Annotated in this window: 22 protein-coding genes; 14 read left to right on the forward strand and 8 right to left on the reverse strand. The window is 71.1% G+C overall.

What is annotated here, in order from left to right; genetic code table 11:
- Positions 1-10: 10 nt before the first annotated feature.
- The 9 genes from ACSP50_RS32800 (at position 11) to ACSP50_RS32840 (ending at position 9474) form a co-directional block, all read left to right on the forward strand.
- Positions 11-1696 (forward strand): ABC transporter substrate-binding protein, encoded by a 1686-nt coding sequence (locus ACSP50_RS32800; RefSeq protein ID WP_014693620.1) that lies wholly within the window; start codon positions 11-13, stop codon positions 1694-1696.
- Positions 1697-1771: 75 nt separating this feature from the next.
- Entirely contained in the window at positions 1772-2827 is a 1056-nt protein-coding gene (locus ACSP50_RS32805) for an ABC transporter ATP-binding protein (RefSeq protein WP_014693621.1), read from the forward strand.
- Entirely contained in the window at positions 2824-3804 is a 981-nt protein-coding gene (locus ACSP50_RS32810; RefSeq protein ID WP_014693622.1) for an ABC transporter permease, read from the forward strand. Before ACSP50_RS32805 ends, ACSP50_RS32810 begins: the two co-directional genes overlap by 4 nt.
- A 3-nt stretch (positions 3805-3807) precedes the next feature.
- Complete coding sequence (locus ACSP50_RS32815; RefSeq protein ID WP_014693623.1) at positions 3808-4866, forward strand: ABC transporter permease; 1059 nt, start codon at positions 3808-3810, stop codon at positions 4864-4866.
- Positions 4863-5870 carry an ABC transporter ATP-binding protein gene (locus ACSP50_RS32820; RefSeq protein WP_014693624.1) on the forward strand — a complete coding sequence of 336 codons (1008 nt, stop codon included), beginning with the start codon at positions 4863-4865 and terminating at the stop codon, positions 5868-5870. The genes ACSP50_RS32815 and ACSP50_RS32820 overlap by 4 nt, the downstream gene beginning before the upstream one ends.
- A gap of 69 nt (positions 5871-5939) precedes the next feature.
- Positions 5940-7256, forward strand: coding sequence for a GH1 family beta-glucosidase (locus ACSP50_RS32825; RefSeq protein ID WP_014693625.1), 1317 nt, complete (start codon positions 5940-5942; stop codon positions 7254-7256).
- Positions 7253-8077 carry a bifunctional 2-polyprenyl-6-hydroxyphenol methylase/3-demethylubiquinol 3-O-methyltransferase UbiG gene (locus ACSP50_RS32830; RefSeq protein WP_014693626.1) on the forward strand — a complete coding sequence of 275 codons (825 nt, stop codon included), beginning with the start codon at positions 7253-7255 and terminating at the stop codon, positions 8075-8077. The genes ACSP50_RS32825 and ACSP50_RS32830 overlap by 4 nt, the downstream gene beginning before the upstream one ends.
- Positions 8078-8133: 56 nt before the next feature.
- Positions 8134-8334 carry a hypothetical protein gene (locus ACSP50_RS32835; protein WP_014693627.1) on the forward strand — a complete coding sequence of 67 codons (201 nt, stop codon included), beginning with the start codon at positions 8134-8136 and terminating at the stop codon, positions 8332-8334.
- A 195-nt stretch (positions 8335-8529) separates the two neighbouring features.
- On the forward strand, positions 8530-9474 hold the full coding sequence (locus ACSP50_RS32840) for an aldo/keto reductase (protein ID WP_014693628.1): 945 nt from the start codon (positions 8530-8532) through the stop codon (positions 9472-9474).
- Between the two features lie 162 nt (positions 9475-9636).
- On the opposite strand, the gene ACSP50_RS32845 is transcribed toward ACSP50_RS32840, so the two are convergent.
- Entirely contained in the window at positions 9637-9984 is a 348-nt protein-coding gene (locus ACSP50_RS32845) for a cupin domain-containing protein (protein ID WP_197688103.1), read from the reverse strand.
- Between the two features lie 105 nt (positions 9985-10089).
- Between ACSP50_RS32845 and ACSP50_RS44905 the strand changes: the two genes are divergently transcribed.
- On the forward strand, positions 10090-10533 hold the full coding sequence (locus ACSP50_RS44905; RefSeq protein ID WP_043512646.1) for a MarR family winged helix-turn-helix transcriptional regulator: 444 nt from the start codon (positions 10090-10092) through the stop codon (positions 10531-10533).
- A gap of 51 nt (positions 10534-10584) precedes the next feature.
- Positions 10585-10791, forward strand: a complete 207-nt coding sequence (locus ACSP50_RS42720) for a hypothetical protein (protein ID WP_155123701.1) — start codon at positions 10585-10587, stop codon at positions 10789-10791.
- Between the two features lie 117 nt (positions 10792-10908).
- Here ACSP50_RS42720 and ACSP50_RS32855 read toward each other — a convergent pair whose 3' ends face one another.
- From ACSP50_RS32855 to ACSP50_RS32865, 3 genes are all read right to left on the reverse strand, one after another.
- Positions 10909-13434 (reverse strand): DNA topoisomerase (ATP-hydrolyzing) subunit A, encoded by a 2526-nt coding sequence (locus ACSP50_RS32855; protein WP_014693631.1) that lies wholly within the window; start codon positions 13432-13434, stop codon positions 10909-10911.
- Between the two features lie 13 nt (positions 13435-13447).
- The gene (locus tag ACSP50_RS32860; protein WP_014693632.1) at positions 13448-15505 is read right to left on the reverse strand and encodes a type IIA DNA topoisomerase subunit B; all 2058 of its coding nucleotides are present in this window, start codon (positions 15503-15505) and stop codon (positions 13448-13450) included.
- A gap of 134 nt (positions 15506-15639) precedes the next feature.
- Positions 15640-16266, reverse strand: coding sequence for an adenylate/guanylate cyclase domain-containing protein (locus ACSP50_RS32865; RefSeq protein WP_014693633.1), 627 nt, complete (start codon positions 16264-16266; stop codon positions 15640-15642).
- 174 nt (positions 16267-16440) lie between these two features.
- Between ACSP50_RS32865 and ACSP50_RS32870 the strand changes: the two genes are divergently transcribed.
- Positions 16441-19251, forward strand: a complete 2811-nt coding sequence (locus ACSP50_RS32870) for a LuxR family transcriptional regulator (protein ID WP_014693634.1) — start codon at positions 16441-16443, stop codon at positions 19249-19251.
- A gap of 171 nt (positions 19252-19422) precedes the next feature.
- Positions 19423-20193, forward strand: coding sequence for a DUF5995 family protein (locus ACSP50_RS32875; RefSeq protein WP_014693635.1), 771 nt, complete (start codon positions 19423-19425; stop codon positions 20191-20193).
- Between the two features lie 211 nt (positions 20194-20404).
- On the opposite strand, the gene ACSP50_RS44910 is transcribed toward ACSP50_RS32875, so the two are convergent.
- From ACSP50_RS44910 to ACSP50_RS32890, 3 genes are all read right to left on the reverse strand, one after another.
- Positions 20405-21769 carry a sensor histidine kinase KdpD gene (locus ACSP50_RS44910; protein ID WP_043516010.1) on the reverse strand — a complete coding sequence of 455 codons (1365 nt, stop codon included), beginning with the start codon at positions 21767-21769 and terminating at the stop codon, positions 20405-20407.
- Positions 21770-21933: 164 nt separating this feature from the next.
- Positions 21934-22626: a response regulator transcription factor gene (locus ACSP50_RS32885; protein ID WP_014693637.1), complete on the reverse strand. Its 693-nt coding sequence runs from the start codon at positions 22624-22626 to the stop codon at positions 21934-21936.
- Between the two features lie 564 nt (positions 22627-23190).
- On the reverse strand, positions 23191-24396 hold the full coding sequence (locus ACSP50_RS32890; RefSeq protein ID WP_014693638.1) for an exonuclease domain-containing protein: 1206 nt from the start codon (positions 24394-24396) through the stop codon (positions 23191-23193).
- A gap of 65 nt (positions 24397-24461) precedes the next feature.
- Here ACSP50_RS32890 and ACSP50_RS45255 point away from each other — a divergent pair, with 65 nt between their 5' ends.
- Complete coding sequence (locus ACSP50_RS45255; RefSeq protein WP_080128109.1) at positions 24462-24650, forward strand: hypothetical protein; 189 nt, start codon at positions 24462-24464, stop codon at positions 24648-24650.
- A gap of 48 nt (positions 24651-24698) precedes the next feature.
- Here the strand turns inward: ACSP50_RS45255 and ACSP50_RS32900 are convergent, their stop codons facing one another.
- Positions 24699-25187 (reverse strand): MarR family winged helix-turn-helix transcriptional regulator, encoded by a 489-nt coding sequence (locus ACSP50_RS32900; RefSeq protein ID WP_014693639.1) that lies wholly within the window; start codon positions 25185-25187, stop codon positions 24699-24701.
- Between the last annotated feature and the right edge of the window lie 59 nt (positions 25188-25246).

The following is a 25246-nucleotide window of genomic DNA, read 5'->3' on the forward strand; positions in this document are numbered from 1 at the left end:
AGATTCTCCGATGCAGAGAAGGAAGCTGTTCGCGGTCGCCCTGGCGGGCGTGCTCGCCACCGGCGGCGTGGCCGCCTGTGGTGACTCGCCGAACAACAACAAGAACGCCAGCAACAGCAAGGGCGCCGACTTCCTGTCGATCGGCATGCCGAACGGCACCGTGACCGAGAGCAACAACCCGTTCCTCGGCACCTCGGCCGCCGCCTCGCTGGGCTACCGCTGGACCATCTACGAGCCCCTCGGCATGTGGAACAACGTCAAGCCGGCCGAGCCCGCCAAGCCGTGGCTGGCCAGCGACATCAAGTGGGCGCCGGACTACAAGCAGCTGGATGTCACCATCCGGGACAACGCCACCTGGTCGGACGGGCAGAAGCTGACCGCCGAGGACGTGGCGTACACGTTCAATCTGATCAAGTCGAACGAGGCGCTGAACATCTTCGCGCTGCCGCTGGACCAGATCACCCCGAACGGCAACAAGGTCACGATCGCCTTCAAGACCTCGCAGTTCACCACCTGGCACAAGATCATCAGTCAGATCCCGATCGTCCCGAAGCACGTCTGGGAGAAGATCGCGGACCCGGCCAAGGACCCGATCAAGGAACCGGTCGGCTCCGGTCCGTACACCCTCAAGACGTTCAGCCAGCAGGGCATCGTTCTTGAGCGTCGGGAGAGCGGTTACTGGCAGAGCCCGCCGGCCGTCAAGGAGCTGCGCTACACGTCCTACACCGACAACAACGCGCAGACCACCGCGCTGGCCACCGGCCAGTCCGAGTGGAGCTTCGTGTTCATCCCGAACTACCAGCAGACCTTCGTCGCCAAGGACCCGCAGCACTTCAAGGTGTGGGCGCCGGGCGTGCTGGGCATCCACGGCCTCTACATCAACACCACCAGGGCGCCGTTCGACGACCCGAAGCTGCGCCAGGCGATGAACATGGTGATCAACCGGGCCGACATCTTCAACCAGGCCGAGGCCGGCTACTTCCACCCGGAGCTGAAGAGCATCACGGGCCTGCCGTCCGGCGCCGGTGACGCTTTCATCACCGACGCGTACAAGGGCCAGGACCTGAAGGTCGACGTCGAAGGCGCCAAGACGCTGCTCGCCGGGGCCGGCTACAAGCTGGACGGCACCACGCTGAAGGACAAGAGCGGCAAGCCGGTCACCATCAAGCTCAGCGACCCGGCGCCGTGGTCGGACTACCAGACCACGCTGGAGATCATCAAGGGCAACCTGGCCGAGATCGGCATCGCCGCCACGGTCGAGAAGCCGAACCAGAACGTCTGGGACCAGAACGTGCAGAAGGGTGACTTCGGCGGCGTCATGCGCTGGACCAACGGTGGCTCGACGCCGTTCGACATCTACCAGACGGTGATGGACGGCGACCTGCTCAAGCCGATCGGCGAGCTGGCCCAGCAGGGCAACTTCGGCCGGTTCAAGAGCCCGGAGGCGACCGCCGCGCTCAAGGCGTACGCCAACGCGACCAGTGACGCGGACCGCACCACCGCGCTCGCGACGCTCCAGAAGATCTTCGTGGAGCAGGCCCCGATGCTGCCGATCGGCTCGGACAACGTCGGCGGCGCGATCAGCACCAAGAACTGGGTCGGCTGGCCCTCGGAGGCGGACCAGTACGCCCCGCTGCAGCCCACCCAGTCCGGCGCGCTCGACGTGATCATGCACCTCAAGCCCGCCAACTCCTGATCGTCTGACACGGGCGCCCCGGCTCATCCCCGGGGCGCCCGTCTTCCCTGCTCGCTGCTTCAAAAGGACACCGGCATGACGTCGATCCCCGACGCGAAAGCGCCGGCCGGCGAGGTGGTGCTTGAGGCGATCAGCCTGACCAAGCACTTCCCCGTCCGCCGGAAGCTGCGCGACCTGTTCTCGAACCGCAAGGACGCGGTGCACGCCGTCGATGACGTGAACCTCACGCTGCGCCGGGGGAAGGTGGTGGCCCTGGTCGGCGAGTCCGGCTCGGGCAAGTCCACCATCGCCCGGCTGCTCGCCCAGCTCTACCCGCGCACCGGTGGCGACATCCGGCTACACGGCGAGACGACGAAGGTCAGGGGCGGGTCGGCGTTCCGCCGGTACTGCTCCCGGGTCCAGATGATCTTCCAGGACCCGTTCGCGTCGCTGAACCCGACGCACACCATCCGGTACCACCTGACCCGGTCGCTGAAGATCCACGGCAACGCCGGCCGGACCGCGACGGATCTGGACCAGGCGCTGCACGACCTGCTGGAGCGGGTGCAGCTGACCCCGCCGGAACGGTATCTGGACAAGTTCCCGCACGAGCTCTCCGGCGGTCAGCGGCAGCGCGTGGCGATCGCCCGGGCGCTGGGCGCGCAGCCCGAGGCGCTGCTCGCCGACGAGCCGGTGTCCATGTTGGACGTGTCGATCCGGCTCGGTGTCCTCAACCTGCTGCGCGACCTGCGTGACCGGCTCAACCTGGCGATCCTGTACATCACCCACGACATCGCCTCGGCCCGCTACTTCGCCGACGAGACGATGGTGATGTACGCCGGGCGGATGGTCGAGGGTGGTGACAGCGAGACCGTCACCCAGTCGCCGGCACACCCGTACACCAAATTGCTGATCCACTCCGCGCCGGACCCGGACCGGCTGACCGGCATCTCCGAAGCCGAAGGCGAGGATGCCGGCAACGGTGAGCCGCCGAGCCTGATCCACCCGCCGACCGGCTGCCGGTTCCACCCGCGCTGCCCGGCCGCGATGCCGCGGTGCCGCACCGACCTGCCGGTGCCCCTGGAGATCGGCGACGCGCCCGGCCACTGGGCGGCCTGCTGGCTGTACGACCGCGACGAGGTGTCGAAGTGAAATACCTGCTCCAGCGCATCGCGTTCTACCTCTTCACGGCGTGGGCCGCGATCACCCTGAACTTCTTCATCCCGCGGCTGATCCCGGGCGACCCGGTGCAGGCGCTGATCGCCCGGTATCAGGGCCAGATCAGCTCGCAGGCCACCCAGTCGCTGTACGTCCTTTTCGGGCTGGACAAGACCAAGAGCCTCTGGTCGCAGTACGTCGACTACTGGGTGCAGCTGTTCCACGGCGACCTGGGCCTGTCGTTCGCCTTCTTCCCGACCCCGGTCTCCGAGATCATCAAGACCAGCCTGCCGTGGACCCTGATGCTGGTCGGCATCACCACGGTGATCAGCTTCTTCCTCGGCACCGGGCTGGGCGTGCTGGCCGGCTGGCGGCGCGGCTCGTGGGCGGACGGCCTGCTGCCGGTGACCACGTTCCTCTCCTCGGTGCCGTACTTCTGGCTCGGCATCATCGCGATCTACCTGCTCACCGGGCCGGACAGCTTCTTCCCGTCGTCCGGCGGCTTCGACAACGGCCTGGTGCCGGCGTTCGACCAGTACTTCATCCCGAGTGCGCTGCGGCACAGCCTGCTGCCGGCGCTGACCATCCTGATCTCCTCGGTCAGCGGCTGGATCCTGAGCATGCGCAACATGATGGTGACGGTGTCCAGTGAGGACTACATCACCGTGGCGCACGCCAAGGGGCTCTCCGACCGCCGGGTGGCGTTGAGCTACGCGGCCCGCAACGCGCTGCTGCCGAACGTCTCCGGGTTCGCGCTGTCGCTCGGCTTCATCGTCGGCGGCACGCTGCTCGTGGAGATCGTCTTCTCCTACCCGGGTGTCGGCTTCGAGCTCTTCCAGGCGCTGGGCGCCTCGGACTACCCGCTGATGCAGGGCATCTTCCTGATCATCACGATCTCGGTGCTGGTGGCGAACCTGCTCGCGGACGTCGCGTACCTGCTCCTCGACCCGCGCACCCGCAAGGAGGGCTGACCCGTGACGATCCCCACCTCCAGCATCGAGCAGGTCATTCCCGGTCAGGGCTCGATGGCGCAGCCGGAGACCGACAGGCCGGCCAAGGCCAGGCGTCAGCGGTTCCGCTTCGTCAGCAACAAGAAGGCCGCCACCGGCCTGGTCGTGATCGCGATCTACGCGCTGTTCGCGGTCATCGGACCGTGGGTCGCGCCGTACTCACCGGACGCCCGCAGCAACGACCTGGTCAAGCCGCCGTCCGGCGCGCACTGGCTGGGCACCACGCACCTCGGCCAGGACGTCTTCAGCCAGCTCCTGGTGGGCACCCGCAGCGTGATGTTCGTCGGCTTCCTGGCCGGCATCATCGCCACCGTGCTGTCGGTGCTGATCGGGGTGACCGCCGGTTACCTGGGCGGCAAGACCGACGAGGGCCTCTCGGCGCTGTCCAACGTGTTCCTGGTGATCCCGGCGCTGCCGCTGATCATCATCATCACGTCCACCCTGAACAACGCCGAGGACTGGCTGATCGCGCTGGTCATCGGCCTGACCTCGTGGTCCTGGAACGCCCGGGTGCTGCGCGCGCAGACGCTGTCGCTGCGCCGCCGGGACTTCGTCGACGCGGCCCGGGCCACCGGTGAGAAGACCTGGCGGGTGATCGTCTTCGAGCTGATGCCGAACCTGACCGCGGTGATCGCCTCCGGCTTCGTCGGCACGGTCATCTTCGCGGTGCTCTCCGAGATCACCCTGGCCTTCATCGGCGTCACCTCCAGCAGCACCTGGAACTGGGGCACCATCCTGTTCTGGGCGCAGGGTCAGCAGGCGCTCGCCCAGCAGGCCTGGTGGTGGTTCATCCCGGCCGGTCTGGCGATCGCGCTGCTCGGCACCTCGCTGTCGCTGATCAACTTCGGGATCGACGAGTTCGTCAGTCCCCGCCTGCGCAGCGCCGGCAAAACCAAGATCAAGACAATCGACGGCCGTACGGTTCGGATGCGCATCGGTTTCACCCCCGTGCTCAGCCACACGCCGGAGCCGATCACCCACGCCAGCCCCACGCCTGTCGTGCGGACGGAGGTCACCCCGTGAACGAGCCGGTGCTTGAGATCAAGAACCTGAATGTCGGGTACGGGCTGGGCGACCAGGCCGTCCGCGCGGTGCGCGACGTCAACCTGACCCTGCACCGCGGTGAGGTGCTCGGGCTGGCCGGCGAGAGCGGCTCGGGCAAGTCCACCCTGGCGTACGGGATGACCCGGCTGCTGCCGCCGCCCGGCGTGATCACCGGCGGTCAGGTGATCTACCACCCCGAGCAGGGCGAGGCGTTCGACGTGCTCGGCCTCTCCGACCGGGACCTGCGCGGCTTCCGCTGGTCGGAGACGGCGATCGTGTTCCAGGGCGCGATGAACTCGCTGAACCCGGTGCACAAGATCTCCACCCAGCTCACCGACGTGCTGCGGGCGCACCGGCCGGAGATGACCGAGACGCAGCGCAACGCCCGCGCCCGGGAGATGCTCAAGCTGGTCGGGATCGCGGCGGACCGGATGGATGCGTACCCGCATCAGCTCTCCGGCGGCATGCGGCAGCGCGTCATGATCGGCATGGCGCTGATCCTGCAGCCACAGGTCGTGATCATGGATGAGCCGACCACCGCGCTCGACGTGGTGATGCAGCGGCAGATCCTCGGCCAGCTGATCGAGCTGCGGGAACGGCTGGGCTTCTCGGTCATCTTCATCACCCACGACCTGTCGCTGCTGGTCGAGTTCTCGAACCGGATCGCGATCATGTACGGCGGCCGGATCGTCGAGGAGGCGCCGGCGGCGGCGATCTACCGAGACTCGCTGCACCCGTACTCGAAGGGCCTGCTCGGCTCGTTCCCGGCGCTGCGCGGCCCGCGCCGGGAGCTGACCGGGATTCCCGGTTCGCCGCCGGACCTGAAGGGGATGCCGACCGGGTGCTCGTTCCACCCCCGCTGCCCCCGGGCGTTCGACCCGTGCGCCGGGAACATCCCGGTGCTCGGCCGGCCGGACACCGCCGACGGATCGACCCGATCGGTGGCGTGCTGGCTGCACCCCACCGAGCAGCCGGTCGGTTAGGGACAGGCGGCCGGCCCCCTGCCGTCGGGGCCGGCCGCCACTTTTTCTTCTCACTATGGGGGATATTTCGTGACATTCATCTGGGGCGTGGCCACCTCGGCCTACCAGATCGAGGGCGCCGCCGCCGAGGACGGCCGCACACCGTCCATCTGGGACACCTTCAGCCACCGGGTCGTCGGCGAGCACGGTGACGTCGCCTGCGACCACTACCATCGGATGCCCGACGACGTACAGCTGATCAAAAGCCTCGGCGTCGACGCCTACCGCTTCTCGATCTCCTGGCCGCGGGTGCAGCCGGGCGGGCGCGGCCCGGCCAACCAGGCCGGCCTGTCCTTCTACGACCGGCTGGTGGACGAGCTGCTGGCGAACGGCATCGACCCGTGGGTCACGCTCTACCACTGGGACCTGCCGCAGGAGCTCGAGGACGCCGGTGGATGGCCGCACCGGGACACGGCGTACCGCCTCGCCGATTTCGCCGGTCTGGTCCTCGACCGCCTCGGCGACCGGGTCCGCGACTGGCAGACGATCAACGAGCCGTGGTGCGTGGCCTACCTCGGCTACCAGCACGGCGTGCACGCCCCGGGGCGACGCGACTACGGCGCCGCCCTGGACGCCACCCACCACCTGTTGCTCGCGCACGGCCTGGCGTACGAAGTCCTGAAAAGACCCGACAACACGGTCGGGATCGCGCTGAACCTGGGCACCGCCACCCCCGCCTCGGACGACCCGCTCGACGTCGCGGCGGCCCGGCGCGCCGACGCCGGCGCCAATCGGATCTTCCTGGACCCGCTGGTCTTCGGCCGCTACCCGGACGATCTGCTGGCCGACCTCGCGGCGCGCGGGCACACCCTGCCGATCCGCGACGGCGACCTGCGGATCATCGGCCGGAAACCGGACGTGCTCGGCGTCAACTACTACTTCGGACAGGACTTCGCCGGCCGCGACGAGGACGGCAACACGCACGACGCGGACGGCCACCCGATCGTCCGGGAGATCACCCCGGACGTGCCGAAGACCGCGATGGGCTGGGCGGTCACCCCGGACCGGTTCACCACGCTGCTGCTGCGCCTGCACCACGAATACGGGCTGGCGCTGGCGGTCACCGAGAACGGCGCGGTCTACGACGACGTGCCCGGCCCGGACGGATTCGTCGCTGATCAGGAACGGACGGCGTATCTGGAGTCGCACATCGCGGCCACCCTCGCGGCGCGGGCGCGCGGTGCCGACGTACGCGGCTATTTCGCCTGGTCCCTGCTGGACAACTTCGAGTGGGCGGAAGGCTATCAGCGGCGCTTCGGCCTGGTCGCGGTCGACTACGCGACCCAGCGGCGGACGCCGAAACAGAGTGCGCTGTGGTTCCGGGACCGCATACGCTCCGGCGCGTGACCGACTATCTGACGATCAACCGGGCGAACTGGGACGAGCGGGCCACCCCGCACGCCGAGTCGCCCGACTACCGGGTCGCCGACCTCGTCCGCGACCCGGCGCACCTGAGTGACGTGGTGCGCTTCGACCTCCCGCTGCTCGGCGACATCACCGGGCAGCGGGGCGTGCACCTGCAGTGCCACATCGGCACCGACACGCTCTCGCTGTCCCGTCGCGGCGCCCGGATGACCGGTCTCGACTTCTCCGGCGAATCGCTGCGGCACGCCCGCGCCCTGGCCACCGCGGCGCACGCGGACATCGACTACGTGCAGAGCGACGTGTACTCGGCGCGGGACGCGCTCGGCGGCGGGTTCGACCTCGTCTACACCGGGATCGGCGCGCTCGGCTGGCTGCCCGACATCCGACGCTGGGCGTCCACTGTGGCCTCCTTGCTGGTGCCCGGCGGGCGGCTGTTCCTGCGCGAGGGCCACCCGATGCTGTGGACCCTCGACTACGACCGCGAGGACGACGTGCTCGCCATCGTCGAACCGTACTTCGAACAGACCGAGCCCCTGGTGTACGACGAACCGGGCACCTACGTCGCCACCGACCACCGGTTCGTGCACACCGTGACGCACGAGTGGAACCACGGGCTCGGCGAGATCGTCAGCGCGGTCCTCGACGCCGGGCTCACCCTGACCGGACTGGTCGAACACCGCAGCGTGCCGTGGAATGCGCTGCCCCGCCGGATGCGTCGGCTCGACGGCGGCGAGTGGCAGCTGACCGAACGACCCGAGCGGCTGCCGCACACGTACACCCTGCAGGCCCGCCGTCCCGTTTAGAGATCGAACGGTTCCGGGTATCTGGCGCGCATCCCTGCGGTCTAGGAGGCTCTCACATGCGTGCAGGCGCGGTCATCATCGTCATCTGGCTACTGCTCGGCCTGGTCGCGGCGTTCGAGCGGAACTATTTCAAGGACACCGGCGACGCGAGCTGCGCGAAAGCCGGCACCGTCATCGTCACCGTCATCGCCGGCCCGCTCAACTGGCTGGGCGTCAACCCGAAGATCAAGTGCGAGGTGCCGCCGCCGAGCAAGTGATCCGGTCGCCGCGCGCCTGATTCCTTTCCGGCGCGCGCTTCCTTCGCCGGGCGCCTGATCCCTTCGCCACGCGCCTGGTACCTCCGTTGCGGCGCCTCGTTCCTCCGTTGCGGCGCCTGGTTCCTCCGTTGCGGCGCTTGATTCCTTCGTTGCGCGCTTGATCTGGAGTGCGCTCCAGGTCTTAGCGTCGGTTTCATGGAACTACGCGACTTCGGGCGTCTCGGCCAGATCAGCGCGCTCACCCTCGGCGGCGGCGGTATCGGCGCCGTCTGGGGGCCGACCGATCGGCGCGAGGCGGTGGCCACCGTGCACGCCGCCCTCGACGCCGGCATCACCATGCTGGACGTGGCACCGTCCTACGGCGCCGACTTCGAAGCCGAGCGGGTGGCCGGCGAGGCCATCCGCTCCAGCTCCCACCCGGACGTCCTGGTCACCTCCAAGGTGGGTCTGCCGGACGACACCGAACGGGACTTCGCCGCCCGGATCCGCCGCAGCCTGACCGACAGCCTGCGGCGGATCGGCCGCGACCACCTGGACGTCTTCTTCCTGCACACCCAGCTGCGGACCGCCGTTCCCGCGCCGGGCACGATCGGCCGGGACGGCTATCTCGAGGCCGCCGGCGAGTTCCTCCGGCTCCGTGACGAAGGTCTGATCCGGGCCTGGGGCATCACCGCGGTGGGCCACCCCGACCAGGTGATCACCGTACTCGGCGACACCCCGCGCCCGGACGTCGCCCAGGTCGTCGTCAACGCCCTCGACCTCAACGCCGACTGGTACTTTCCCGGCGTCGCACCCCGCAGCGACGCCATCGTCCGCTCCGCGAACGACAACGGGGTCGAGGTCATGGCCATCCGCGCGGTCGCGGCCGGCGCATTGACCTCCTCCCTTGACCGTACGGTGCCGTCCGCCTCCCCGGTCGCGTCAGACTTCGCCGCCGCCGAACCGTTCCGCAAGCTGGCCGCGGAATGGGGCGCGACCCCGGCCGCCCTGGCCCACCGCTACGCCCTGACCGTCCCGGGCGTGTCCACGGTGATCCTCGGCGTCAAGAACCGCACCGAACTGGCCGAATGCCTGGCCGCCGAGGCCGCGGGCCCGCTCACCCCCGCCGAGCTCACCACCATCCAGGCCCTGCGCCCCTGACTCCCCCGGCCGGCTTCCGCGGACGGCACGCCAGCCGCGCCCGCTTCCCGGCCGGCTCCCACGGGCCGCACTCCAGCCGCGGCCCGCTTCCCGGCCGGCTCGGCTCCTAACGGTGGTCGCCCGTGCCGGGCGGCCACCGTCCGAGCCGGGCGGCCACCGCCCTCAGCGGACCCAGGGCGGGCTGATCACCGAGCCGTCCGCCATCGTGGCCTTCAGCCCCACGCTCGTGGTGACCCAGGCCTCGGCGGTCTCGGCACCCACGTTGTCGACGCCGAACTCCACGCCCACCGGCACCCGCAGCACGTCTCCGGCCCCGATCTCCTCGACCACGCCGTCCAGAAAGACCTGAAGCCGCCCGGCCAGCACCAGGAACACCTCCTCGCGATCCACCCGGTGCCGCGCCCCGGCCGTGCCCCCGGCGATCTGCAGCCGCCAGGCGCAGAGCTCCGCGCTCCCACTGCCCGGCGACACGTAGGACCGGAAGACCGAGCCGTGCAGACGATGTTCCACGCCTTCATCCCGGCGATGGATTCCCATGACGTTCCTCCCCTGAAAATTAGTCAACCTGCTTGACCAAATAGTCAAGCAACTTGACCGCCATGTCAAACTCGTTCCGTGCGACGTGATCTCCTGGACCTGCCGGTGCTGCTGCTCGGCGCGGCCACCACCCTGGTCGACAGCATCAACGAGGGAGTCCGCGCCCGCGGCTTCACGGACCTGCGCCCGGCGCACGGCTTCGCCTTCGTCCGCCTGGCTCCGGACGGCGCCACCGTCATCGAGCTGGCCGAGCACCTGGGCGTCACCAAGCAGGCCGCCAGCCAGATGGCCGACGAACTGGTCCGCAAGGGCTACGTCGAGCGCCACCCCCACCCTCGGGACGCCCGCGCCCGCCTCCTTACCCTCACCCCCCGCGGCTGGGCCTGCACCCGAGCGGCCGACGAGGCCGCCACCGAGGCCCTCCAACCCTGGGCCGACACGCTGGGCCCGGCCCACCTCGCCACCGTCCGCTCGGCCCTCGCCCAGCTCACCACCCCCGGCCGCATCCGCCCCACCTGGTGACCGACGCATGCCACCGCCGATCACCACCCCCGGGCGCATCCGCCCCACCTGGTGACCGACGCATGCCACCGCCGATCACCACCCCCGGCCGCAGCCCACGAGGAAATCCCCCGGCTGGGCTGTGCCCTGCTGGTCACCCCGGCCCCCACCAGCGACCTCCAGCCCGACGACCTCGACACCATCGAAGCCGATGCCCGGGTCGCGCGGCATCGGCGGACCAGGACGGGCACCGCGCCTGCCTTCATCACCACACCCTGATGCGCCGCAGCGTCGCGCCGAAGGCACCGGCGCGGTGGAGCAACGGCCGCCACCGGGGGGCGGAACGCGAACCGCCCGCCGGGGGAGGCCGGCGGGCGGTTCGGTGAGCGCTTGCGGTCAGTCGCGTTCGATGTGGTGGCCGATGAGCTGGGGGCCCATCAGAACCGCGGCGCCGGAGCCGTCGCGGCGGGCGTCCGGTTCGGGGAGTTCGACCGGGTCGCCGGTGGTGCTGCAGCCGGCGGGGCGGGGACCGACCCAGGCGACCGTCAGGGCGGTTTCGCCCTTGAGGAAGCGCTGGACGCGGACGCCGCCGGTGGCCCGGCCCTTGGCCGGGTAGGAGGCGAACGGGGAGACCTTGACCTGGGTGCCGGTGGAAGTGACGACCATCGGCTCGCCGTGCGACGTGTCGGCGGTGGCGACCGCGTTGAACGAGATCACGGCGGCCTCGCCGGACAGGTTGACGCCGGCCATGCCGCCGCCCTTCACACCCTGCGGGCGAACCAGTTTGGCCGGGAACCGCAGCAGGTTCGCATCGGAGGTGATGAACACCAGGGACTCGGAGCCGTCGGTCAGCCAGGTCGCCTGGAGCACCTCGTCACCCTCCTTGAGGGTGATCACCTCGAATTCATCGGAGCGGACCGGCCACTCCGGCGCGCACACCTTGACGACGCCGTGCCGGGTGCCCATCGCCAGGCCCGGGGAGTCGCCGCCGGTGGTCAGCGGCGCCAGGCCGACGACCGTCTCCCCCTTTTCCAGCGGGACCAGCTCGGACGCGGACATGCCGCCGCGCAGCGACACCGTGCCGGACTGTTCGGGGAGCACCGGCAGCGGCAGCACGTCGGTCTTGAAGGCGCGGCCCCGGTTGGTGATCAGCAGGATCCGGCCGCGGGCGGTGGAGTGGATGATCGCCCGGACCGCGTCGTGTTTGACCCGGCCGCTGCGTTTGCGGGCCTCGGCGGACTCCTCGCTCTCCGCCGCGGTGCGGGCGATCAGCCCGGTGGCGGAGAGGATCACCTGGCACGGGTCGTCGGCGACCTCGAGCGGGCCGGCCGGCGCGGACGCGGCGAGCACCTCCTTGAGGTCGCCGTCGATCAGCGTGGTGTTGCGCGGGCGACCGAACTCGGCGGTCACCTCGGCCAGTTCGTCGGAGACGACCTGCTTGAGCACGTCCTCGTTGTCCAGGATCCGGCTGAGCTCGGCGATCTCGGCGCGCAGCCGTTCCTGCTCGGTCTCCAGCTCGATCCGGTCGAAGCGGGTGAGCCGCCGCAGCGGGGTGTCCAGGATGTAGGTCGCCTGGATGTCGCTGAGGCTGAACTCGCTCATCAGGGCCGCCTTGGCCGCGGCCGCGTCGTCGCTGCCCCGGATGATCGCGACCACCCGGTCGATGTCGATCAGCGCGACGAGCAGGCCGTCGACCAGGTGCAGCCGGTCGAGCCGCTTGGTGCGGCGGAACTCGGTGCGGCGGGTGACCACGTCGTACCGGTGCTGGACGAACACCTCCAGCAGGGCCTTGAGCCCCAGGGTGCGCGGCTGCCCGTCGACGAGCACCAGGTTGTTGATGCCGAACGAGGTCTCCAGCGGGGTGAGCCGGTAGAGGTCGGCGAGCAGCGCCTGCGGGTTGACGCCGACCTTGCACTCGATCACCAGGCGGGTGCCGTGCTCGCGGTCGGTGAGGTCCTTGACGTCGGCGATGCCCTGCAACCGGGCCGCCTGCCGCTGCCCGCGCCGCGGCCCGGAGGTGAGCAGTTTGCCCTTCACCTCGTCGGTGATCGCCTCGATGATCTTTTCGGCACCGACGCCGTACGGCAGTTCGGTGACCGTGATGGCCTGACGCCCCCGGCCGCCCTCCAGCGGGCCGGTCTGTGCCCGGGCGCGCATCCGGACCACGCCGCGGCCCGTCTCGTACGCCCGGCGCACCTCGTCGAGGCCGAGCAGCTGGCCGCCGGTGGGCAGGTCGGGCCCGGGGACGAAGCGCATCAGCTCGTCGAGGTCGGCGTCCGGGTGGGTGATCAGGTGCCGGGCGGCCGCGACCACCTCGCCCAGGTTGTGCGGGATCATGTTGGTCGCCATCCCGACCGCGATCCCGGACGTGCCGTTGACCAGCAGGTTGGGGAAGGCGGCGGGCAGCACCTTGGGTTCGACGTCGTCGCCGTCGTAGGTGGGCTTGAAGTCGACGGTGCCCTCGCCCAGCTCGCCGACCAGCAGCATCGCCTCACGGGACATGCGGGCCTCGGTGTACCGGGCGGCGGCCGGGCCGTCGTCGGGCGAGCCGAAGTTGCCGTGCCCGTCGATCAGCGGGACGTTGAGCGAGAAATCCTGGGCGAGGCGGACCAGCGCGTCGTAGATCGCGACGTCGCCGTGCGGATGGTATTTACCCATCACGTCGCCGACGACGCGGGCCGATTTCACGTAGCCGCGGTCGGGGCGGTGGCCCTGCTCGGACATCGACCACAGGATGCGGCGGTGCACCGGCTTGAGGCCGTCCCGGGCGTCCGGGAGGGCCCTGGAGTGGATCACCGAATACGCGTACTCCAGGTAGGAGTCCTCGACCTCGGTGGTCAGCGGGTTGTCGATGACCCGGGCGCCGGCCTGGTCGAAAGCGGACAGGTCGACGCGGTTGTCGGGGGTCTTGCGGCGTGCCATGGACAAGGACCTCTCAGGCGTCGATCGTCTCCTGATCGATGCGGCCCGCCGCGTCGATCAGCCAGTTCTTGCGGGGCTCGACCCGCTCACCCATGAGCAGTTCGAGGGTGGCCTCGGCCCGCTCGGCGTCGTCCAGCGTGATCCGCCGGACGGTGCGGGAAGCCGGGTTCATCGTGGTGTCCCACAGCTCGTCCGCGTCCATCTCGCCGAGGCCCTTGAACCGGGGCACCGGTTTCTGCACGGACTTGCCGGAGCGCTCGATGCGCGCGACGGTCGTCTCCATCTCCTGCTGGGTGTACGTGTAGACGGTGTCGCCGTTGCGCCCCTTGGTGACCACCTTGTGCAGCGGCGGCATCGCGGCGAACAGCCGGCCCTCCTCGATCACCGGGCGCATGTACTTCGCGAACAGGGTGATCAGCAGCGTCCGGATGTGCGAGCCGTCGACGTCGGCGTCGGCCATGATCATGACCCGGCCGTACCGCATCGCGCCGATGTCGAAGGTGCGCCCGGAGCCGGCGCCGAGCACCTGGACGATGGCCGAGCACTCGGCGTTGTCCAGCACCTGCTGCAGGCTCGCCTTCTGCACGTTGAGGATCTTGCCGCGGATCGGCAGGAGCGCCTGGTACTCCGACGAACGGGCCATCCGCGCGGTGCCGAGCGCGCTGTCCCCCTCGACGATGTAGAGCTCGCTGCGGGAGATCCCGGTGGACCGGCAGTCGACCAGCTTGGGCGGCATCGACGCGCCCTCCAGGGCGGTCTTGCGGCGGGCCGCGTCCTTCTGCTGTTTCTGGGTGAGGCGGACCCGGGCGGCGTCGACCACCTTCTGCAGGACGGTGCGCGCCTCGGTCTTGGTGCGCCGGCCGTCGACCCACTCCTTCAGGTACGACTCGACGAGGGTCTGCATCACCCGGGTGACGCCGGCCGTGGACAGCTCGTCCTTGGTCTGCGAGGTGAACTGCGGCTCCGGCACCCGGACGTGGATGACCGCGGTCATGCCCTCCAGGAAGTCGTCCAGGACGGGCGGCTCCTCCTTGGGCTTGAGCAGGCCACGTGCGTTGCGGATGGCCTCGGTCAGCGCACGGACCAGAGCCCGCTCGAAGCCTTTGCGGTGGGTGCCGCCGTGCACGTTGCGGATCGTGTTGGTGAAGCACTCCACGGACCGCTCATACCCCGTACCCCAGCGGAAGGCGATCTCGACCTGAGCGTGCCGCACGACGTTCGACTGCATGACGCCGTTGGCGTCGGCGGCATTCTCCTTGTACGTCCCCTCGCCGGTGACGACCAGGATCCCGGAGACCGGCTTGTCGGCGGCCGGAGTCATGAACTCCACCATGTCGACCAGGCCGTTGGGGTAGTGGAAGGTCTCGGTGTGCGGCTCCTCGGCGGTCGCGTCGAACAGCGAATACTGCACGCCGGGGACCAGGAACGCGGTGTTGCGCAGCTTGGTGCGGACCGCTTCGACGTCGAGTCGGGCGCCGGTCTCGAAATACCGCGCGTCGTACCAGTACCGGATCGAGGTGCCGGTGGGCTCGCCGCGTTTCATCCGGCGGGCGATCCGCAGACCGGCCTGCGGGGTGAACGACGCCTGCGGCCCCGGGCCGTCGAAGACGCCGGGCACGCCGCGCTGGAAGGAGATCTCGTGGACCTTGCCGTCCCGCTTGACGGTGACGTCGAAGCGCAGTGACAGCGCGTTGACCGCGGAGGCGCCGACGCCGTGCAGACCGCCGGACGCCTTGTAGCCGGAGCCGCCGAACTTGCCGCCGGCGTGCAGCCGGGTGAGCACCAGCTCGACGCCGCTCAGCCCGCTCTTGGCGTGCACGTCGGTCGGGATGCCCCGACCGTCGTCGTCGACCTGGACCGACCCGTCGGTGTGCAACGTGATGGCGATCCGGGTGGCGTGCCCGCCGACGCCCTCGTCGGTGCAGTTGTCGATGATCTCGTTGGCCAGGTGGTTGATCCCCCGGCTGTCGGTGGACCCGATGTACATCCCTGGGCGTTTCCGGACAGCGTCCAGCCCCTCCAGGTGCGTGAGGTCAGCAGCCCCGTACAAGGTCTCTGGCTGTGCGGTCACGAGGCGGCACTCCCGATAAGCCTGGTGGTCAAGGACGGCGCGAGCCTACCCGGCCCCTCCGACACTTCTGCCCCAGGCGAGCCAGGTCGTGCCCGCTCAGCCCGAAAATTCGGGAAAAAGGTTACAAAAACCGGCTAGCGAGCGCCCACCAGCGGGGCGGACCGGATCAGCGGGGCGGTCTGCGGCTGTAGCGCACGCCACAGGTCCAGCGGGTACGACTTGCCCGGCACCGACACCGGCGGCATCTCCTGATACGCGATCAGGTCGCCGGTGACGTCCCGGGTGGCCGCGCAGACCACCACGGTGTCGTGCGGGGCGTACGCCTGCAACCGGGCCGCGGTGCTCACGACACTCCCGCTGACCATCGCGTACCCCCCGTCGAAGGTCATCAACGGATCCACGATCACCTCGCCGGTGGCCAGACCCACCCGGGTCCGGACCCGGTGCCGGCCGGCCAGGAGGCGCCCCCTCAACGCCTGCTGGACCGACAGGCCCGCGCGCACGGCCGCGGCGGCCGCCGCCGGCTCGAAGCCGTCCACGCCGGTGCCGAACACCGCCATCACCGCGTCTCCCACGTACTTCTCGACGATGCCCCCGCAGTCGCGGACCGCGTGGGCGACGACCGAGAAGTAGTCCCGTTGCAACGCCCGCACCTCCGCACAGTCCAGCCGGTCCACCAGCGAGGTGAACCCGACGATGTCGACGAACAGCACGGTCACGGTCTGGCGCCGCTCCTGACCGGCGACGGTGATGGTGGTCATGTCTCACGCTCCCCAGATCACTGCGTTGACCGGGAGTACGGTGCCAGCCGCGCTCCCCCTGCGGATCCGCAGAACGACGTATCTCTGACAGCATCAACGCTCGTCATTTTTGTGACGCAGAACAGTCCGAACCGACGACATGGCGGTAAGGGATTTCGCATTAGGCTGCCGGTCATGGCCAGCCAGGGGGACGACGGGCCGCTTGTCGGGCGCACCGGCACGCTGGCCGACATACAGTCCTACCTGCGCAACGCGGGTCCCGGCGGGACAGCCGCGGTCTTCGTGACCGGGGAGAGCGGCGTCGGCAAGAGCCGGCTGCTGCGGGAGACCGCCGACGCGCTGCGCGGTGGGGGATTCGCGGTGCTCTTCGGCACCTGCCTGGACATCGGCGACGCGTCACCGCTGCACCCGGTGCTGCAGGCGCTGCGCCGGCACGACAGCGCGCCGGCCACCGGCGCCGGCGGCCCGGGTGCGCTGCTCGACCGGGTCTCGCAAGACCTGCGCGCGATTGCCGGGGACCAGCGGCTGCTGCTGGTCCTCGACGACCTGCAGTGGGCCGACCGGAGCACCCGCCAGCTGCTGCTCTACCTGCTGGCCGGCCTGGGTGACGTGCGCGTCTCGGTGCTCGCCGCGATCCGCGCCGAGGCCCTGCACGGCACCCACCCGCTGCGCCGGGTGCTGGCCGAGCTGCGCCGGTTGCGCTCGGTCCGGGTGGTCGACCTGGCCCCGCTCGACCACGAGCAGACCCGCGAACTGGTCACCGCGATCGCCGGCGACGGGGTGACCGGCGAGGACGCCGATCGGGTGCACAAGCGCAGCGGCGGCAACCCGTTCGTGGTCGAGGAGCTGGCCCGGGATCTGCGTGACGGCCGGGTCGAGCTGTCCGACACACTGCGGGAGATCTTCCTGGCCCGGGTCGACGAACTGCCGCCGAACGCGCACGCGGTGGTGCACGCGCTGGCCGCCGGGGTCGAGCCGGTCGAGCACGCGGTGCTGTCCCGGGTGGTCCGCCTGCCCGAGGACGAGCTGCTGGAGGCGATCCGCGCCGCGGTGGCGTACCGGTTCGTGGTCGGCGACGGCGACGGTTACCGGCTGCGGCACCGGCTGGTCGCCGAGGTGCTGGAGCAGGAGGTGCTGCCGGCCGAGGCGGCCGCCCTGCACCGGCGGTACGCCGAGTCCCTCCAGGCCTGCCCGAACGGCCCGGATCACGCCCGTCTGGCCCACCACTGGCAGCGTGCGGGGTTGCCGTCCCGGGCACTGCCGTCGGTGGTCGCCGCGGCCCGCTCCGCGGAGAGTCTGTACGGGTTCGCCGAGGCGCACCGGCACTGGACCCTGGCCCTGCGGCTGATCGACGACGACGCCGCGGACCGCACCGAGCTGCTCGGGCACGCCGCCGAGTCGGCCCACCAGTGCGGCGAGCACCAGCTGGCGCTGACCCGGCTGGCGGAGCTGGCCGGCCGCAAGGACGCCCCCGTCGAGGGCGAGCTGCACCTGCGTCGCGCGCGGTATCTCGCCGCCGCCGGCCGCTCGGAGCCCGCCGAGCGGGAGTACGAGCTGGCCCTGGAGTCCCCGGACTGCTCCCCCCGGCTGCGCGCCACCGCCGCCGCCTTCCTCGCCGAGCTGCTGCTGCACCTGGGGCGGTACGCCGACGCCAACCGGCACGCCCGGGAGGCGCTGGAGCTGGCCGCGATCAACGGCGCCACCGCCGATCTGGTCCGGGCCAGCGCCGCGCTGGGCTTCAGCGCCGCGTTCCGGGAGGACCCGGACGCCGGCCTGGCGGTGATCCGGCACGCCGTGGAGATCGCCGAGCGATCCGGTCACCCGGACGACCTGGGCGTGGCCTACCTGCACCTGGCCGAGCTGCTCACCGGCCCGTTGAACAGCATCGAGGAGGGCGTGCTGGTGGCCCGCCGGGGCGCCGAGCGGCTGGCCGACCGCGGCGCCGGCCGCACGTATCAGACGCGGCTGCTCGCGATCGCCGGCAACGGACTGTTCAGAATCGGTCAGTGGACGGAGGCCGACGCGGTCCTCGAGCAGGCCATGCGGCACCGCCCGTCCGGGGCCGACGCGGTCGAGCTGCTGCTCGCCCGCAGCCGCCTGTGGGTCGGTTTCGGCGAGGTCGACAACGCCCGGCGGGACCTGGACGCGGCCGCCACCCTGCTGGCCGGCGGCGGCGCCCGGCATGTGCTGCCGATGCTCACCCTGCGGGCCGGCCTGGCGATGTGGCAGAAGGAGCACGCCGACGCCCGGGCCGCGGTGCAGCGCGGCCTCACCGAGACCCGCTCGGATGACCTGGTGCTGCTCGGCGTGCTGGCCTGGCACGGCCTGCGGGCCGAGGCGGAGGCGCACGCCGCCGGCTCGCCGGTCGACCCGGGCGCGCTGCGCCGGCTGAAGACCGTGGTGACGCGCCTGGAGGCGGGGGCGAACGCGGCCGCTCCCGAGGTCCGTGCGGTGCTCGACGGCTACCTCTACCTGTCCGCGGCCGAGCTGAGCCGGGTCGAGGACCGGCAGGATCCCGAGCCCTGGGCGCGGTCGGCCGCCCTGTGGGACCGCCGCCAGCAGCCCTATCCGGCGGCGTACTCGCGGCTGCGGCACGCCGAGGTGGCGCTGGCCCGCCGGTCGCGGCGGACGGCGGCGATCAACGGGCTGCGCCAGGCGTACACGACGGCGATCGCGATGGGCGCCCGCCCGCTGGCGAACGAGATCAAGGCGGTGGCGCAGCGGTTCCGGGTCGCCCTCTCGGACGACGCGGACACCGTGCCGATCGCGCCGCCCGAGTCGGATCCCGGCGATGAGCTGGCCATTCTCACCGGACGTGAGCGTGAGGTGCTGGCCGCCGTGGCGGAGGGATTGACGAACCGGGAGATCGGTGAGTTGCTGTTCATCAGCGAACGCACCGTCGGCGTCCACCTGGGCCACATCTTCGACAAGCTCCAGGTGCGTACCCGCGTACAGGCCAGCCGGGTTTTTCTTACCGCAGCCTGACCAGGTATTCGTTATCACGCCGTGACATACGTACGCGGAATACGTCGTTTTACCGATCCCCTCGTACGGCGCCGGTGAAAGGCTGTGGCACGGGGGAGCACCGCCCGGTGGTGACAGCCGCCGGGCGGTGCTGGGGGCCCTCCGCACATCAGCAAGTCCGTGGAGGATCCGATGACCCAGCCCATCTGGGGGCCCGTGCACGCCGAGATGTCCGCGATCCTGCAGGAGCACCCGGACGACGTGCCCGCCGTCGTCGACCAGCTCACCAAGTTGCAGGACGTTCTCTGCCAGGTGCCGCCGCTGCTCGGTGGTAACCCGCTGGCCGATTTCAACAGGCTCTACCTGGCGATCACCGAGAACGTGCTGGACCGGCTGTATGCGGGCAGGTTCAAGGATCCGGCGTTCCTGTCCCGGCTGGACGTGGAGTTCGCCGCCCGGTACTTCGACGCCCTGCGCTACTGGACCCACGGCAGCCCGGCCTGCCCCGGGGCGTGGGCCGGCCTGTTCTCCCGGGTCCCCGGGCCGGGCCCCCGCCTGCTGCCGTCCGCGGTCGCCGGCGTCAACGCGCATGTCAACTTCGACCTGCCGTTCGCGCTGGTCACGACGTTCGACCACCTGGGCTCCGGCCCGGTCGACGACAGCGACCAGCACCACGACTACCTGCAGGTCAACGACATCTTCGCCGAGGAGATCCCGGGCCTGCGCCGCGGCTATCTCGACCGCTGGCAGCTGCTCATCGACACGATGAACGGCGACCTCGACGACTGGTGGCAGGGCGAAATGGTGGAATACACCCGCAACGTCGCCTGGCGCAACGCCCAGAAGATCTGGGCGCTCCGGCACGACCAGACCGCCCTGGACAAGGAGCGCCGCCACCTGGACCGCACGGCCACCGGGCTGGGCAAATTGCTCCTGTCCCCGTTCGCCGACTTCCTGCAGTAGCGGCCGCGGCCCCGCACGAGCCACCGACCCGCCTCATCGAAGCGCTTCCGCAGCACCCGGCAGGCCACGGCGGCCATTCACCGCAGCGCCTCCGGACGAGCTTTCAGGCATCCTCGAGCCCCTCACCGCAGCGCCTCCGGACCAGCCGCCGGGCATGCCGGGGCCGCTCACCTCAGCGCCTCCGGATCAGTCGACGGGCTTCGACGGTCGCTCATCGCAGCGTGCCGGGGTCGGCCGGCTCGTCGGGCAGCTCGACCGTGAACATCGCACCTCCCTCCGGGGCGTGCCCAGCCGTGATCCGCCCGCCGAGCCGGGCGACCAGCCGCGCCGCCAGCGCCAGCCCCAACCCGCTGCCGACCTTGCGGATCCCCCGGTAGCGCCGGTTCAGCGCCCCCCGCTCGAACGCCACCGCGAGGTCGTCGTCGGTGAACCCGGGGCCGCCGTCACGCACCTCGACCACTGCACCGGACCCGCCCGCGTGGACCGCCAGGACGAGCGGCGCACCGGCCGGGACCACCCGGAGCGCGTTCTCGCAGAGGCCGTCCAGGACCTGCCGGATCCGCCCCGGGTCCGTCGCGACGATAACCGGGGCGTCCGGCAGCTCCACCGACAGCGCCGGCCCGTCGGCCGCGCAGCGCGCGGACCACGCCCGGCCGGCCTCCCGGATCAGCTCGACCACATCAACCCGGACCACGTCCAGGGGCAGGTCGGCCGCCTCCAGGCGGGACAGCACCAGCAGGTCGGAGATGAGCCGGTCGAGCCGGTCCGCCTCGGCCAGCATGGTCGCCCCGGCCTGTGGCGCGCCGTCCGCGGCGACCACCCCGTCGGCGATCGCCTCGGCATAGCCGCGGATGGTGGACAACGGCGTTCGCAGCTCGTGGGAGACCGACAGCAGGAAGTCGCGTTCCCGGCCCTCGCTGGTCTGCAGGGCCGCGGCCAGCTGATTGACCGCCTCGGCGAGCCGCACCGCCTCGGCCGGACCGTGCCGCGCGATCCGCACCGACCGGTCCCCCGCGGCGAGCCGCCCGGCCGCCGCCGCGGCCAGCTCGATCGGCCGGGTCACGAACCGGGCCAGCAGCGCACCGGAGAGCGCCCCACCGACCAGGCCGGCCAGCAGCGCCCACCAGACGCTGCCCAGCACCCGCAGCGCCAGCCCCGACGCGGCCGGTCGGGTCAGCACCACCCCGGCGTCCACCCCGGTCAGCGGCCGCCCGGCGATGAACGAGGGCCGCCCGCCGACCCGGCCGGCCGCGTCGACCAGGGCGCCGCCGCTGATCTGGGCGATCACCCGGGGCGGCAGCCCGGCGCGATCCGGCACACCACGCCTGATCAGGTAGATCTCGATGTCGTCGGCTCGCAGACGATTCGCGATCCGTTCCCGGGCGGCCGGTTTCTCGTCGGTGAGCAGCTCGACGGCGATCGCCGACTTCTCCACCAGCTCGGCGCGCACCTGCGTGTTCGTGGACCGCATCGCCACCGGCACGGCGACCAGCGCGGTCACGATCACCGAAACCACCGCCGTGGCCACGGTGACCAGGACCGCCCGCCCGGTCAGCGTCCGGAGGAACTCACGCATCCCCGCCGCCCCGATCCGACCCACCGGCACCTGCCCGCCGCCACCGGACGCCACCTGTCCGAACCACCCTGGCCCGCCACCACCGGATGCCACCTGTCCGAACCACCCTGGCCCGCCACCACCGGATGCCACCTGCCCGGACCACCCCGGCCCGCCACCGAATGTCACGCATCGGCGGTGTAGCCCACGCCGCGGACCGTGCGGATCAGGCCGGCCGCGCCGCCGAGCTTGGCCCGGACCTGGGCCACGTGCACGTCCACCGTGCGGGTGCCGGCGTGCGAGGCGTAGCCCCAGACCGCGGCCAGCAGCTCCTCCCGGGTGAACACCCGCCCGGGCCGGCCGAGCAGGTGCGCGAGCAGATCAAACTCGGTCGCGGTCAGCGTCACCGCCTGCCCGTCCACGGTGGCCGCGCGGCGGCTCCGGTCGAGCGCGACCGGGCCCAGTCGGCGCACGCCGTCCTCCTCCGGCGGCCCGGCGGCCCGCCGCAGCAGCGCCTTGACCCGGGTGACCAGCTCACGCGGGCTGAACGGCTTGGTGACGTAGTCGTCCCCACCCAGCTCAAGGCCGAGGATCCGGTCGACCTCGTCGTCCCGCGCGGTCAGGAAGATCACCGGCGTCCAGTCGCCGTCGGCGCGCAGTCGGCGGCAGATCTCCGTCCCGTCCATCCCGGGCAGCGCGATGTCCAGGATGCACGCCACCGGCCGCAGCCGCCGCGCCGCCGCCAGCCCCGCGGCGCCGTCGTGCTCGACCTGCACCCCGAATCCCTCCCGGCTCAGATAGAGCCGGACCAGGTCGGCGATCGGCCGCTCATCCTCGACGACCAGGACGAGCCCCTTCGACGCATCGCTCACCGCCACATCATGCCGCCCTCCGATCCGCTTCCATGTTCGAGCAAGGTAAAGCCCGGCACAGCCCGGCAGACCCCACTCTTCGCCCCCGGGACAACCCGGTGCCGGCTCGCCAGCGTCGTGAGGGTTAGGCCGGAACGGGGCGGAGTTCGGAGAGAAGTCCGAAGATCCAGATCATGGAAACCCGGCCATAGCGGTCGGCACCCGCCTACCCGGGACGGGGGAACCCCCGATCAGGCGACTTGATCACCACAGCGTCACCCCGCCGACGCTCAGCAGCTTGGGCACGCTCCCAAATCTCTGTCAGGGCCAAGGAAAGCGCTCTCCCTCCGTGCTATAAAGGCCCTGCCGCGTGGGCCGCGGTCCAGCAGCGGGCTCCGGCCGTGTTCTGACACGTGCGTCCACGCCCGGCGCCCTGAGCCGGGCGAGGCGTCGCACACGGGGGGATGCCTCGCCCCACAGCATCCGGCGATGGCCGTCCACCCCGGGCGGCCATCGCCGCGGGCCGCGGTGTCCCGCCGGACCGGGTCGGTGCGCGGCGGCGCGCCTCACGACGTACCACCAATCGGGTTGTCAACGCTGCGCGGAGAGCAACGCCTCGAGCATCGTCTTGTAGGCCGCCGGGGTGACGATCGGAATGCCGTACTGCCGGGCGAGCTTGGCCACCCCGGAGAGCGAATCCGGATCGGCCGCCACCAGCAGTCGCGTCTGTTTGGTGACTTTCCGCGCGGTCCGCAGACCGTGGGTCAGCGCGTCCACCTCGAGATGCTCGCGCGGCGGGTGCAGGTCACCGGTGAAGACGACCTGGTCACCCGGGGTGAGCTGCCACCGGGTGACCTGAGCGGCCGGTTCGGCGAGCGCCCGGTCGACGTCGGCCGAGGTGAGACCGAGAAGCTCGGCGACGCCGTCCAGGTCGAGGCGTTCGGCCGGGGTGAGGATCTGATCGGCGAGCGCTACCGTGGCCAGCCCACACAGGTAGCGGTGGTGCAGCAGCTCGGCGTCGGCCCGGGACAGCCCGATCCTGGCGGCGATCGCGACCAGCTGATCGGCCTCGCTCGCCGAGATGTGCCGATCCAGCAGCACACCGTCGAGCAGCGCCAGGTAAGCGTCGGCCTTCGGGTCGAGCTGGCGGGGCAGGCGGTCGACGAGCCGGGTGAGGAAGTGCGGCTCGCGCTCCTCGGGACGGCGACGCGGGACGGCGGCGACCGTGGTCACTCTCAGCCGCGGCCAGTCGGCCTGCCGGGCACTGTCCAGCAGCTCGGCCCAGGGTGGCGGATCACCCGCCCGCTCCAGGTAGTAACCGAGCAGCTCGCCGGCGGCCCGGGCGCCGTGCAACGCGGACTGTTCGCGGTGCGGACCTAGTCCGGCGGCGGCCCGGCACGCCGCCAGGCTCCGCGACGCGGTCGGCAGGAAATGTCCGGCCAGGCGCATGGTGCACAGACCGCGCTCGTCGTCGACCGGCACGGCGACACCCAGCTTGCCGAACTCGGCGGTGAGGAAGCCGGCGTCGAAGAGCAGATTGTGCGCGACGATCAGACGTCCGGCCAGCCGCTCGGCGATCTGACCGGCCAGCTCGGCGAAGACCGGCGCGCGGCGGGCCTCGGCGCCGCTGATCCCGTGCAGCTCCTGCGGGCCGAGATCCCGGTCCGGATTGACGAGGGTGCACCATTCGTCGAGAACCTTGCCGGTCTCGTCCAGCCGCACGATCGCGATCTCCACGATCCGGTCGTGCCAGGTGGTCTTGGTGCCGGTGGTCTGCAGGTCGACGACGGCGTACATGAGAAAGAAAATTAGGCGAAGCCCGGGGTCCGGCGCCAGCGGGCCCGCCGGGGCACCGTGGTCCCATGACAGCCGGCGAGGACCAGCGTGATCAGCGCTACCTCACCACCCGGATCACCGCCGACGGGCGCGACGGCCATCCCGGCGAAGCCGGGCGATGTCGGCTGGTGGTGAGCCGCGCGATCATCGTCCGCCGGCTGTGTCGTCCCGGCCGGCCCGGATCCGAGCGCCCGGCACACCCCGCACGGCCGTGAGTCCCCTCGGCGGCCGCCCGTTCGGCGACGGCACTCCCCCGGGCCCGGTCAGTCTCCGCTGAGTACCGCTCGCAGCAGGTCGGCGAGCTGGGACCGCTGGGCCGGGGTGAGGTGGGCCAGGAGCCGCTGCTGCTCGGCGAGGCCGGCGGTGACGGCCTGGTCGGCAACCTGGAAACCCTGCTCGGTGAGGGAGACCAGGACGCCGCGGCGGTCGTCCGGGTCGGGTGACCGGGCGACCAGGCCGGCCTTCTCCAGACGGTCGAGGCGGGCGGTGGTGCCACCGGTGCTGAGCATCATCGAGGCGGCCAGGGCGCCCGGGGACAGCCGGAAGGGCGCTCCGGAGCGACGCAGGGTGGCGAGCACGTCGAATTCGGGGCGGCCGATGCCGTACGCCGCGTAGGCGCGCTCGCCGGCGTCCGAGGCGATGCGGGCGATGCGCTGGATGCGGCCGAAGACGCCCATCGCAGTGGTTTCCAGGTCGGGGCGCTCGACGGCCCACTGGGCCAGGATCCGATCGACACCGTCGGGTTCCCTCATGCCGCCATTCTGCACGACCTCTCGATGACAAGCTTCTCGACACAGGTTATCTTGATGTC

The sequence above is a fragment of the Actinoplanes sp. SE50/110 genome, from assembly GCF_900119315.1.
GTDB lineage: Bacteria > Actinomycetota > Actinomycetes > Mycobacteriales > Micromonosporaceae > Actinoplanes.

What these genes read in the sequence shown, in the direction of transcription:
- ACSP50_RS32840 (WP_014693628.1), top strand. Translation starts at nt 8,530, where the DNA reads ATGGAACTACGCGACTTCGGGCGTCTCGGCCAGATCAGCGCGCTCACC.
- ACSP50_RS32805 (WP_014693621.1), top strand. Translation starts at nt 1,772, where the DNA reads ATGACGTCGATCCCCGACGCGAAAGCGCCGGCCGGCGAGGTGGTGCTT.
- ACSP50_RS45255 (WP_080128109.1), top strand. Translation starts at nt 24,462, where the DNA reads ATGACAGCCGGCGAGGACCAGCGTGATCAGCGCTACCTCACCACCCGG.
- ACSP50_RS32870 (WP_014693634.1), top strand. Translation starts at nt 16,441, where the DNA reads ATGGCCAGCCAGGGGGACGACGGGCCGCTTGTCGGGCGCACCGGCACG.
- ACSP50_RS44910 (WP_043516010.1), bottom strand. Translation starts at nt 21,769, where the DNA reads ATGCGTGAGTTCCTCCGGACGCTGACCGGGCGGGCGGTCCTGGTCACC.
- ACSP50_RS32875 (WP_014693635.1), top strand. Translation starts at nt 19,423, where the DNA reads ATGACCCAGCCCATCTGGGGGCCCGTGCACGCCGAGATGTCCGCGATC.
- ACSP50_RS32900 (WP_014693639.1), bottom strand. Translation starts at nt 25,187, where the DNA reads ATGAGGGAACCCGACGGTGTCGATCGGATCCTGGCCCAGTGGGCCGTC.
- ACSP50_RS32835 (WP_014693627.1), top strand. Translation starts at nt 8,134, where the DNA reads ATGCGTGCAGGCGCGGTCATCATCGTCATCTGGCTACTGCTCGGCCTG.
- ACSP50_RS32855 (WP_014693631.1), bottom strand. Translation starts at nt 13,434, where the DNA reads ATGGCACGCCGCAAGACCCCCGACAACCGCGTCGACCTGTCCGCTTTC.
- ACSP50_RS32890 (WP_014693638.1), bottom strand. Translation starts at nt 24,396, where the DNA reads ATGTACGCCGTCGTCGACCTGCAGACCACCGGCACCAAGACCACCTGG.
- ACSP50_RS32865 (WP_014693633.1), bottom strand. Translation starts at nt 16,266, where the DNA reads ATGACCACCATCACCGTCGCCGGTCAGGAGCGGCGCCAGACCGTGACC.
- ACSP50_RS32800 (WP_014693620.1), top strand. Translation starts at nt 11, where the DNA reads ATGCAGAGAAGGAAGCTGTTCGCGGTCGCCCTGGCGGGCGTGCTCGCC.